Below are 12,245 nucleotides of genomic sequence, written 5' to 3'. Positions count from 1 at the left end.
TGGTCCAAGATGCACCTTCTGAAAAGTCACAAACAGAATAGTGCTGCTCCACAAAAACGCTCATTTTTCGACTTCAATTACTTCTGCGATATAGCGTGCTAGTGTGTTTCTGTTTACCTTACAGATTTTAGCAATTTGCCGCTTAGATATTTTTTCTTTAAGCAGTCCGATAATGAGTGTCTTTTTGGGGAATAGTTTATGTTTTTCAGGTGAAGTTCTTTTTCCTTTTGGTCTTCCTAATACAATGCCATTTGCTTTTTTTCTTGCTAAAGCTTCTTTTGTTCTTTGACTGATAAGATTACGCTCTATCTCTGCTGATAAACCAAAGGCAAAAGCTAAAACTTTACTTTGAATGTCTTCTCCCAATCGATAGTTATCCTTTATAGTCCATACACGACACTCTTTGGTCATGCAAATGTTAAGGATCTCCATAATCATGAAGAGATTACGCCCAAGACGCGAAAGTTCGGCACAGATGATTAGGTCGTCCTTCTGTACTTTATTAAGTAGTCTGCCAAGTTCTCGTTTATTGTACGATTTGGTGCCACTAATGGTTTCTTCTATCCAACCATCAATATTCATATTCTCACGTTCGCAAAAGTTATTAATTTCAAAACGTTGATTCTCGACAGTTTGTTTGTCGCTACTTACTCTAATGTACCCGTAGATCATATTATCATTTATTTTTAGAATTATATTAATATACCATTTATAAAAAAGGCGTTAAGGTACAATTATCGTATTAAGTAGTGCAATGGGGAATGACATTTCAATAGGTCAAGTGAAACATATTGAGGCTTGCCCAATATCACACTGATTTATCAGTGGGGTAGCCTAATACCCCATTTGCAAAATTTGCAATGGGAAAAGGCACTAAAGTGGCAGCAAGCTGCGTGTATAGTTGACGTGAAAAGTGTATGAATGGAGCTCTCAAATTGGGAACTCCATCCATATTTAAAGATAGTGCTTTAGTTTATCTTAATATATAGGCACATGGAATAAAGTAAAGTGTCTGGGCTTAGTAATACCTGTTCGGGTTGAGCGAATACTTCTTTCCATTTTCTTGCAGAATTATTCGCTTATTCCTGAGGAATGTGATAACCTTAGTGACTTTATTACGCCCGATAGGATAGTCCGCATCATTGTATGCTTCAACCAATGCCTCCTGCAATTCTTCATAGCCATAAACGTCCTTCTTCGCAAATACAGATATTAAAGCTCTCTCATGCTGCTCTATCCTAATTTCCTTATATGGATCGAATGGATCTTTGGACGGGCGACCTACTTTTGTTTTCTCCACTACATAATTCACTACAATTTCAGGTAATGCCTGTTCGTTGATACGAAAAGCAAACGGTTTGAAATCCATTGCTCGAATGTGAATGGCTTCGACTTTACTGATGTTTGAGTCTGCCTTATCCTTTTCAACTTGGAGAATGGTCTCTGCCTTGTTGCTTAGTTCTGTGCCGATATGTCCTCTTGCATTCTCATCTCCTTTATTCTGATGGAGGATGGTATGAAGGTGAATTTGTTTCTCATCAGTCCATTGCATAAGTTTGGAAATGATATAGGTCGATTCACTAGGACTATTAATGTCGTAAACCAAATCTCTAATGCCGTCAATGACAACTAATCCTACATTGTTTGTTTTATAAATTGCTTCGTCAATGATAGCTATTCTTTCTTCTGGTGTGTTTTTGCGTAATGCCAGAAATTGCAAATAAGGATGGTTGTCTTCTGTAGAAAGACCTGCCAGTCGAAGTATTCGCTTCATCACTTTTAAACAATGATAGGGACTTTGTTCTGTATCTATATAGATGACATTCGACTTGTCGGCAGGAAACGAGGCTGAATAATTCAATGCCACACCGTTTTTTAAGGCGGCAGCTACAATTGCAGATACATTGAATGTTTTTTTGCTTTTGGCTTTACCGATAGATGCACTGAAATTACCTAATGTTCCGATTACTATATCGTCTATTTTTAATACTTCCGGAGCCTTCTCATAATTACTGGTAATGCTAAGAATTGACTGTTGCCATAGTTTCCAGACGTCCTCTTGTTTCATTGGCTTTCTTTCCCTTCCGTATTCCATATACTTCAATAGTTTGTAGTGTTAGGTTTTCGTTTGTGAGAAGCCAAGATTGCAGCATTCGTCTCTTCGGCAGAGAGTACAGGAGCATTTTTTCTTCCAGTTTCCAACCATTGATCCAGCTCGTCTTTGTAAAGGTAGTAACGTTTACCCTGCTTAACGGCTGGTATTTCACCATTACCTACTTTGAAGTAAAAAGTAGATTTTGGCATCTTTAGATACTCGCGAGCTTCTTCCGAAGTCATTGGAGTGTGGCTGTTTTCATACATAGGAGCAGACCGATTTGTTACTTGTTTTAACAGCGTCTCTTCTAAACTCTCAACCTTGTTGCAGAGTTCCTTTACAACCATTGGAAGGTCGTTGAATGTTAATTCGTTCTTCATTATAATTTATTTTTGTAAACGTTGTAAAGGAATTCAATGACCTTATGCTGATATACAAAGATTAGAATAAGCATGGAATCATTTCCAAATAAGTTTAGGTTACCTCCATTGGAGGATTGTCAGAAGATATACCTAATGGGTTGACAAGCCCTATTGCTTCCCAATGAAAGTCATAGCTTCCTTTATCGGGTTTGTCTATTTTTATAATGGATGAGACTTCATCCGAAAGATTGCGGATGATAGTAGGCAATTCGCAGTTCATAAATTCCTTTGGAAAACATTGTTTGATGAATTTAGCTTGTATCATTCGTTCATAGCCCAATCTCTTACCGATGTTCCATGCGAAGTGGCGAAGGTCGGCCGTGCTAAGAGAACCATCCGTCTCAATAGGAATAAAATTGGCTTCGGGTGATGTGGCAAACAAATTGACATTTTTTAGAATGATTTCCAAATGACTCTTTTTCATGTGGTTGGTCAGGACTGCATTGGTATATTCCACAAGAATTAGTGTTCTTCTCTGTTTATCCAATTTAGCTTTTTGTTGTTGTTCGCTTTCTATCAAAACTGATTTATGCAGACAAGTGCTGACAATTTTATCGATTGGGGAGGTTGTGTCAGAGATAAGGTTTGTGTTTTTCTGTATTTTAATGTCTTGAAGAATCGATGGCACATTGTCTGTTGAAAGGGGAAGAAGAATGAGGCTTGCTTTCGAAAAGAAAACATCTGAAAATATTGTTTGTAGCAGCCAGTAAATGGTTAGCAATAAAAAAAGTACAATAAGAAAGACGCCAGATTCAATTAGCCAATGGTGATTGAAATCGGTGCCAATTTTATAAGATGCTAATAAAGCGATACTCCCAAAAGCAATACTCGGTATAAGCCAAAATAGTGTAAATTCTGTTGCCTTGATAGTCATAACTGTAAGTAATTGGATTTAAAATAGTCAGACAAAATTATCTGCATAGTTCCAATTAATACTTATTACTTCTCAATAACAACAGAATCTTTACACTAATTAAATGGATTCCATCTAAATCATACCTACAATCATACTCAGGATATCTGTTTTGATTTGTTTGTGCCTGTTACTCTTCTTGTCGTTTAAGCGTGATCCTCGAAGAGGCTTTACGCTTGTTGGCATCAACGGTTTTTGTATAGAGCTGAGTGGTAGAAATGCTTCTGTGCGTCATAATACTGGCTATGGTGATAATATCCGTTCCGGCTGCTGCTTGCAAAGTTGCAAAGGTTCTACGATAGCTGTGGAATGTGATGTTTTTGGTTATTCCGGCAGATTTTATCCATTTCTTCATTGGTGCTTGTGTCATGCTACGTTTGAGTCCTTTGAATATAATTCCCTCGCCAGTATTACCTATAAGTTCCAATGCTTCCTTACTGATAGGAATGGTATCAATGGATTTCGTTTTCTGCGTGATAATCTTTACATACTTGCCCCCATCGTAGTAGTCCTGAATGTTTTCCCATCGTAAAGCCAAAATATCACTGATACGCAAGCTGGTAAGACACGCAAATAGCGAAGCTGTTTTCAAAACGGGTATATCGCATGGCGTTTCTGCTAATTTGCACAGTTCTTGTTGGGTAAGGAAATCTTTGTCAACATCTTTTGTCTCAATTTTATCCAAGAAGTCGTTAACATTGTTACGTATCAGTTTGGCGCGATACAGGTCTTGGAGAAATCCTCGAAATGTAGACCAATAACCGGCAGCAGAATTTTGAGAGATGGTGTCTTTTTTGCTCTTTAGCTTTTTGGCTGTTAGTAAGTATTCTCTAAATCTGTTACAAAGGTCGATGTCTATTTCCTCAAAGATACATTTACCTCCTACAAAATTGCTGAAGTGGATATAGACGAATTTCCATTTCTGGTCATGCTTGCGTAGCTGACGGCGATAATATTCTAAAAAGTCACCTTTAAGCTTACTCTTGTCGAGGAAGTCATATCGTTCGTTAACTATTGCATCGAACCGGCGGCAACGAATAGCTTCTGCCTTTTCGGTCATTTGCTCGTTAAATTCACGTTCCCTTCGGTTTTTGGGTTTCTCATAGATGTAGATGCCTAAAGACTCATGACGGATTACTTTCATTGTTTCTTTGTCTCTATAGCCTGGATAATAGTCCAGATAGAAAGATAATTGCCCATGTTTAATGGAACGAGTTCTAAGTGTTACAGTTTTACATTCGAACATAGTTTCTTGTTTTTTATAATTAATACTTGATTGTTGTTGTAAAGGTCTTGAATGATGTTTTGCTGAGAATTGTCATTTGAGAATAAGTTCTATATCATTTAAAGAGATATTATTATTCTTTCTAAGTTCTCATCACCTTATCAAATTCAATTTTGAGGAACTTCACGAACCTGCCGGCTTTTATTCTTTCAATGTTGTGAAACTGCAGGACTCCATAAACGGCATCCCTTGTCAAATGGAATTCTGCCATAGCTTCTTGTACGGTATAGTAATATTCCTCTTTACACAGACTTTCTGATTTTGATAGGTCGAAATGGTATTTGGAATAGAATATCTTTCCATGTTCTTTTTTGGAGGGGATATTGTTCCGGTAAACTTGGCTTCGGATAGCACTGCGAGTCATATTGTATCTCTCTACTATGTCTTCGGGCGTATACCATTCGGATAATTCTGTATCAACTTCATATTTGGCAAAAGCAGCATCAATATGTTTTCTACTATAATAATTGAACTTTCGAATACGTGTTTTGGGAATTTTGTTTTGCCGAGTAAAAGTCCATACCCATTTGGTGTTGACTTTATATTTTTCTGCAATCTCTTCGGCGGTGTAATATTCTGCTATATTTATCTCTTCTTTGGGTATAATGCGCTCGTATGGTTTGGATTTTAGCATTAGCTCAATATCTGCTCTGCGGATAAAGGACATTCTTTCGCTCAATCTGGATGCACGTAGCTTACCTTGCTTTACCAACTTATAGATATACTGTCGGCTTGTACCCATCAGGCTTGCCACTTTGGAAAAGGTCAAGTAATCCTGACCTTCCAAAGCAACAATAGGACGTAAGAGTTCTTGGTTGTTTTTTAGTTCGTCTCTTTTCTCACGTACACGTTGTTTATAACTACGCTGTGCACATTGAAGACCACAATACTTCGTTGTCGTCTTTTGGGCAATAAATACTTTACCACACCATTGGCAAGTTCGCTTTACTTCCATACCATTATTTGTTTTAATTTCGCCTACTTTCTGTCACCATACGTAAACCATTGTCAACACATGTCAACTAATGCCTCAGTGTGACATCGGGCTTCACCGCAAAATTGTTTCGCGGTAGAAATACGGTACGAAAATAGGGTGAAAAACGGGTACTAACAAAAAGTGATGGGTAAGTGTTAAAACGAAAAAAGCCCCTCAAAATGAGAGACTTATTGCTGATTGATTGCTGTTGTTTACAGTTGATTCTAAGGCGTTATTTCCCGATGCAAAAATGCTGAAAGATATTTTGAAGCACCATATCGTTCGTAACTTCTCCTGCAATATCAGAAATGAAGAAAATACACTCGCGTATGTCCTGCGAAAGAAAATCACCTGAAATATGTGAATCAAGCCCATCTTGCACTCTGTGAATAGCTTCTAAAGCTTTGCTTAATGCTTCGTAATGTCTTACATTAGTTACTATTATATCATTCTGTGTTACCGTAGGTAAATGCGCAGCACTAATAATCATTTTTTGTAATTCACTCGTATTCTCTCTCTGTTTGGCTGAAATAAAAATATGTTCTGTTGACTCTTTGGGGAAATCTTTCAGTAAAGCAGATAAATAATCTTTTTGTTCTTCTTCAATTAAATCCGCCTTATTGAATACCACGATCAGATGTTTTCCTTCACAACGTGGAACTATCTTTTCTGATAACAGTTCAATTTGCGATGCAGCATTCACAGAGTCCACCATCCAAAGAACAATTTCCGCCTGATCTAACTTTTGGAAGGTGCGTTCAATGCCCAGGTTTTCAATCGTATCATTAGTCTCTCGGATTCCGGCGGTATCAATGAATCGGAAGGTGATTCCACCGATATTCATGGTATCTTCAATCACATCACGAGTCGTTCCGTGAATATCGCTGACGATCGCTTTGTCTTCATTCAATAAAACATTCAATAAAGTTGATTTTCCAGCATTGGTTTCACCGATGATAGCTACGGGAACACCATTCTTGATGACATTACCTACGCTAAAAGAATGAACCAGGCGGGAGATGACCAGTTCTATTTCATCGGCCAATTTTCGCAATGCCGAGCGGTCGGCAAATTCAACATCTTCCTCGCTGAAATCCAGTTCAAGTTCAATCATCGAAGTGAAGTTCAGTAGCTTGTTGCGTAAGTCAGTCAGTTCCTTGCTAAAGCCACCCCGCATTTGGCTCATAGCCAGTCGGTGAGTGGCGGCGGATGAAGAAGCAATCAGGTCTGCCACAGCTTCTGCCTGGCTTAAGTCCATTTTGCCATTGAGGAATGCACGCTGCGTATACTCTCCCGGTTGAGCCATGCGGCAACCATTCTTAATAAGCAGTAGCATCACTTGCTGGAGAATATAAGAAGAACCATGACAGGTGATTTCCGTGCTATCTTCTCCCGTGTATGAATGGGGAGCACGGAAAAGGCTGACGAGCACTTCGTCGATAATCTCGTCACCGTCATAGATACGTCCGAAAGTCAAAGTATATGGTTTTTGCTCACTAAGTAACTTGCCGTCTTTGGCCGGTTTGAAGATGAGGCTGGTGATGGAAATAGCTTCCGGGCCGGAAACACGGATGCTTCCGATAGCACCGCCTTGAGCGGTGGCAATAGCACAGATAGTATCTTGGTTCATTGTATTTCTTTTTGGATAGTGCAAAGATAATTGTTTCTAAGTAAAAAATATAAGATTCAGCACAACTTGTACTTTATTTGTTTATATTTGCTGCCGTGCAGTGACACACCAAACAAAATAATACAATAATGCTTATGGAACTCAATACAAATTTATCCTCACCGGATGAGAACAGTGAAATCATACGGGAGAATTCTCAAAAAATATTTTCTGTACTTGCTGCGCATCAGATAGCTTTGTGGGAATATGATATATCGACAGGAAAATGTTCTTTTGCTGACGACTATTTCCGTGTACTCGGCTTGAAGGAAGCCGGTATCGTTTTTGAGGATATAGATGACTTCTATCGGTTTGCCCATCCCGAAGATATGGAAACTTATCAGACAGCTTTCGGCAGGATGCTCGCGTCGGACTCCAAGACATCACAGATAATGGTTCGTTGTATAGGCGAACATGGCGAGGTCATTTGGCTGGAAGATCATTTCCTGTCTTATAAAGGATGCAATGACGGTCAGCCTGGTAAATTATTGGCGTATACAGTCAATGTCACTTCGCAGTGCGAAAAGGAACAGCATATCAAGTATCTGGAAGAACATAACCGTAAGATTATAGAAGCATTGCCGGAATTCATTTTTATTTTCGATGAAAACTTCTTTATAACTGATGTCCTGATGGCACCGGGCACCATTCTGCTTCATCCAGTGGAAGTGTTGCGAGGTGCGGACGGACGAGATATTTATTCGGAGGAAGTCAGTGACCTTTTTCTTTGTAATATTCGGGAATGCCTGCAAGACGGAAAGTTGAAAGAAATAGAGTATCCGCTTGAGGTGGACGGAATCCAGCATTATTTTCAGGCACGCATTGCCCCCTTTGAAGGAAATAAAGTGCTTGCTTTGATACATGATATTGGCGACCGGATTCGTCGTTCCCAGGAATTGATTGAAGCCAAACGGCGTGCGGAAGATGCTGATAAAATGAAGTCAGTCTTTTTGGCAAATATGAGTCATGAGATTCGTACTCCGCTGAATGCTATTGTCGGTTTCTCGGAGATTATCGCAGTGACGGAGAACGAAGAAGAGAAAATGGAATATCTGGATATTATTCAGAGAAACAGTAATTTGCTGCTACAACTGATTAATGATATTTTAGACCTGTCACGCATTGAGTCGGGAAAGTCGGAAATGCACTTTCAGCAAGTTGAAATCTCCGGCCTGGTGGATGAAGTGGAAAAAGTGCATCAATTGAAGATGAAGTCAGATGTAGAACTGAAGGTCATTCGTCCCGCGGGAGAGTACTGGACGTCTACGGATCGTAACCGGGTAATGCAGGTGCTTTTCAACTTTTTGTCGAATGCCATTAAGAATACGGAAAAGGGATGCATTACGTTGGGTTTGAAGCATGAAGGAAATTGGCTGAGGTTGTATGTCAGCGATACGGGATGCGGAATATCCAAAGAGAAACTTCCGCAGATCTTTACCCGTTTTGAGAAGTTGAATGACTTTGTGCAGGGAACAGGATTGGGACTTTCGATTTGCAAAAGTATTGTAGAACGTTTGGGAGGACGCATTGAAGTGACTTCGGAGCTAGGAGAGGGGAGTACGTTCGCTCTTTATTTGCCTTATCAGGAAATGCCGGAAGAGGTTGTCGAAAGAAGCCTTGCTTCCAAGAAAAATGTAGCTGCGGATAAACGTAAAAAGATATTGGTTGTCGAAGATATAGAGTCGAATTTTGCGCAACTTAATATTCTTCTGAATAAGGAGTATATTATTTCGTGGGTACGTAATGGGGAAGAAGCCGTTAATAGCTTTATCCGTGAAAGGCCGGATTTAATTTTGATGGATATTCGTATGCCGGTAATGGATGGCATTCAGGCCACCGAGAAAATACGTACTATCTCTCTTGCAGTACCTATTATTGCAGTCACGGCATATGCCTTCTATACGGAACAGCAACAGGCCATTCAGGCAGGATGCAACGCGGTTATTTCCAAACCATACTCAATGGAGAGACTGAAAGAGACGATAGAATCTTATATCGGATAAATAATTCCCGACGAGGGAAGCCAACATTTTGAAAGCAGGGATGTTATTAAAGTAGTAATAACATCCTAAATTTGTTGGAATATGAAAAAAGTAAAGAAGGTCGTTCTCATAGGCGCGAGTGGTTTTGTTGGCTCGGCTATACTGAATGAGGCTCTGAATCGTGGTTTTGAAGTTACTGCCGTGGTTCGTCATCCTGAAAAGATAAAGATAGAAAATGAAAATCTGAAAGTAGTGAAGGCAGATGTGTCTTCGCTCGATGAAGTGGCTGAAGTTTGCAAAGGAGCAGATGCCGTTATCAGTGCATTCAATCCGGGATGGAGCAATCCTAATATATATGATGAGACAATCAAAGTCTATCTGACTATCATTGATGGAGTGAAGAAGGCCGAGATTGAACGCTTCTTGATGGTTGGCGGTGCCGGTTCATTATTCATTGCTCCGGGATTGCGGTTGATGGATTCCGGTGAAGTACCCGAAAATATTTTGCCGGGAGTGAAAGCGCTGGGAGAATTCTATCTGAACTTCCTGAAGAAAGAAAAAGAGGTAGACTGGGTGTTCTTCTCTCCGGCAGCAGATATGCGACCGGGCGTACGTACCGGACGCTACCGTCTTGGCAAAGATGATATGATTGTAGATATTGTAGGAAACAGCCATATCTCCGTAGAGGATTATGCTGCTGCAATGATTGACGAACTGGAACATCCGAAGCATCATCAGGAAAGATTCACAATTGGATATTGATAAGAGAACAAATAAAAAAACGGCTTGAATCATCACGATATACGTGTAAGATTCAAGCCGTTTTTTTATTCTTCGGATAAACCTTTTTAGATTCTGTCAAGAACAGTCTTTATCAGCGTATCAATTGTATTCTTATATCCGGTATTGGCTTCTTTAATCAGTCGGTTGGCAATCACCATGCAGACAGTCATGGCCTTATGTCCCATTAACCGGCTAAGTCCTGCCAAAGCCGAACTTTCCATTTCAAAGTTAGTAATTTTGAAACCTTTATATTCGAATGTTTCAATCTTCTCATTCTGTTTCGGGTCTGCCAACGGAACACGAAGCTCACGTCCCTGCGGGCCGAAGAAACCACCGGCAGCAATTGTAACACCACGCACCATATCATCTTTGCCAATCCGGTCAATCAGTTCTTCGCTGGCATCAATCACATAAGGAGCAGGGGCACACATATTTCCCGACCAACCCATATGATTAAGGAAAGCACGTTCGAAAGGCAAATCACATACCTCATTGCGTCCGGCATAGAAATTCAATAACCCGTCAAAGCCGATGGACTTCTGCGAACAAACGAATGTACCCACCGGAGTATTAGGCTGCAAACCGCCACACGTACCGATACGCACCAATTCTAATTGACGGAAACTATCCTTCTCTTCCCGAGTGTTAAAGTCGATATTGGCAAGAGCATCCAACTCATTCATTACAATGTCGATATTATCGCAACCGATTCCGGTAGAAACCACCGTAATCCGCTTTCCTTTATATGTACCCGTGATTGTTTTAAATTCGCGGCTTTCCACTTCACATTCTTTGTTTTCGAAATGAGAAGCTACGAGTGCTACACGTCCGGGGTCGCCTACCAGGATTACTTTGTCTGCCAGCCATTCGGGCTTTACGTGAAGATGGAATACAGAACCGTCTTCGTTGATAATCAATTCAGAGGATGGAAAGTTCTTTTTCATGTTATTGAAAGGTTTTAGTTTTACAATATGATTGTATCTATAAATAGAAACGCCGGAACCGGATTTAAGTTCAGAAGAAGCCTTTTTCTTTTTCCCCGGGAAAGGAAGAATGCGTCTTGGAACTGAAATGAAACCGGGTTCCGGCGTTTGTAATAACTTATTTACTTAACGGCTGATTGCCTGTATTGCCGGTAGTCGGTTTGGCAATCGTTTCGCGCATCGAGGTATCCGCTTCGATGTTCTTCATCTTGTAATAATCCATAATACCCAGATTACCACTGCGGAAGGCTTCTGCCATTGCCTTAGGAACTTCCGCTTCCGCTTCGATTACTTTAGCGCGGGCTTCTTGTGCTTTCGCCTTCATTTCCTGTTCGGAAGCGACAGCCATAGCACGGCGTTCTTCCGCTTTTGCCTGGGCAATATTCTTGTCGGCATTAGCCTGGTCAATCTGCAAAGCAGCACCGATGTTCTTACCTATGTCGATGTCCGCAATATCAATAGACAGAATCTCGAAGGCAGTTCCTGCATCCAACCCTTTACGAAGTACCAGTTTGGAGATAGAATCCGGATTTTCGAGTACCGACTTATGATTTTCGGAAGAACCGATGGATGAAACGATACCTTCACCTACACGGGCGAGAATCGTATCCTCACCTGCACCACCGACCAACTGGCGGATGTTAGCGCGTACCGTAACACGAGCCTTGGCAATCAGCTGGATACCATCTTTGGCAACAGCAGTTACCGGAGGAGTATCAATCACTTTCGGATTTACAGACATCTGTACAGCTTCGAATACGTCACGTCCTGCCAAGTCGATGGCGGTAGCCATCTGGAAAGTCAGTTCGATATTCGCTTTCGATGCAGATACCAGCGCATGGACAACTTTTTCAACATGTCCGCCAGCCAGATAATGGGCTTCCAGTTCATCACGGGTGATGTCTCTCAAACCGGCTTTGTGAGCTTCGATCATGCCCGGAACAATGATGTATGGCGGAACATTACGGATGCGCATTAGAAATAATTGTATCAGTGAGATGTGTACGCCCGACACTTTGGCTGATAGCCAAAGGAAGAACGGCACGTAATGGAAAAATATTATCAGGAAGATAATACCTCCGGCTATCAGAAAGATAGGCAAGTAGAAAGATGATTCCATTGATAGTTTGTATTAGT

11 protein-coding genes are annotated in these 12,245 nt (G+C 40.5%); 2 read left to right on the top strand and 9 right to left on the bottom strand.

The features are described from left to right. Positions 1–60 precede the first annotated feature (60 nt). The 7 genes from HC965_RS25810 to mnmE form a co-directional block, all read right to left on the bottom strand. Positions 61–672 (bottom strand): master DNA invertase Mpi family serine-type recombinase, encoded by a 612-nt coding sequence (locus HC965_RS25810; RefSeq protein WP_163221796.1) that lies wholly within the window; start codon positions 670–672, stop codon positions 61–63. Between the two features lie 346 nt (positions 673–1,018). Next, entirely contained in the window at positions 1,019–2,095 is a 1,077-nt protein-coding gene (locus HC965_RS25805) for an AAA family ATPase (protein ID WP_191034153.1), read from the bottom strand. Positions 2,096–2,100: 5 nt separating this feature from the next. Further along, positions 2,101–2,478: a helix-turn-helix domain-containing protein gene (locus tag HC965_RS25800; RefSeq protein WP_191034158.1), complete on the bottom strand. Its 378-nt coding sequence runs from the start codon at positions 2,476–2,478 to the stop codon at positions 2,101–2,103. 91 nt (positions 2,479–2,569) lie between these two features. Next, on the bottom strand, positions 2,570–3,391 hold the full coding sequence (locus HC965_RS25795; RefSeq protein WP_191034152.1) for a hypothetical protein: 822 nt from the start codon (positions 3,389–3,391) through the stop codon (positions 2,570–2,572). Between the two features lie 169 nt (positions 3,392–3,560). Beyond that, positions 3,561–4,676 carry a tyrosine-type recombinase/integrase gene (locus HC965_RS25790; RefSeq protein ID WP_191034151.1) on the bottom strand — a complete coding sequence of 372 codons (1,116 nt, stop codon included), beginning with the start codon at positions 4,674–4,676 and terminating at the stop codon, positions 3,561–3,563. A gap of 121 nt (positions 4,677–4,797) precedes the next feature. Beyond that, entirely contained in the window at positions 4,798–5,670 is an 873-nt protein-coding gene (locus HC965_RS25785) for a helix-turn-helix domain-containing protein (RefSeq protein WP_191034150.1), read from the bottom strand. Positions 5,671–5,923: 253 nt separating this feature from the next. Beyond that, the gene (mnmE, locus tag HC965_RS25780; RefSeq protein ID WP_191034149.1) at positions 5,924–7,321 is read right to left on the bottom strand and encodes a tRNA uridine-5-carboxymethylaminomethyl(34) synthesis GTPase MnmE; all 1,398 of its coding nucleotides are present in this window, start codon (positions 7,319–7,321) and stop codon (positions 5,924–5,926) included. A gap of 134 nt (positions 7,322–7,455) precedes the next feature. Between mnmE and HC965_RS25775 the strand changes: the two genes are divergently transcribed. Both HC965_RS25775 and HC965_RS25770 read left to right on the top strand, forming a co-directional pair. Next, entirely contained in the window at positions 7,456–9,363 is a 1,908-nt protein-coding gene (locus tag HC965_RS25775; RefSeq protein WP_191034148.1) for an ATP-binding protein, read from the top strand. An 81-nt stretch (positions 9,364–9,444) separates the two neighbouring features. Next, entirely contained in the window at positions 9,445–10,104 is a 660-nt protein-coding gene (locus HC965_RS25770) for an NAD(P)-dependent oxidoreductase (RefSeq protein WP_191034147.1), read from the top strand. An 86-nt stretch (positions 10,105–10,190) separates the two neighbouring features. Here HC965_RS25770 and HC965_RS25765 read toward each other — a convergent pair whose 3' ends face one another. Further along, positions 10,191–11,069 (bottom strand): nucleoside phosphorylase, encoded by an 879-nt coding sequence (locus HC965_RS25765; RefSeq protein WP_191034146.1) that lies wholly within the window; start codon positions 11,067–11,069, stop codon positions 10,191–10,193. Between the two features lie 157 nt (positions 11,070–11,226). Continuing rightward, positions 11,227–12,228, bottom strand: coding sequence for a flotillin-like protein FloA (gene floA / locus HC965_RS25760; protein WP_191034145.1), 1,002 nt, complete (start codon positions 12,226–12,228; stop codon positions 11,227–11,229). Between the last annotated feature and the right edge of the window lie 17 nt (positions 12,229–12,245).

The sequence above is a fragment of the Bacteroides sp. GM023 genome, from assembly GCF_014750685.1.
GTDB lineage: Bacteria > Bacteroidota > Bacteroidia > Bacteroidales > Bacteroidaceae > Bacteroides.
This window is presented reverse-complemented; position numbering and strand designations above follow the sequence as displayed.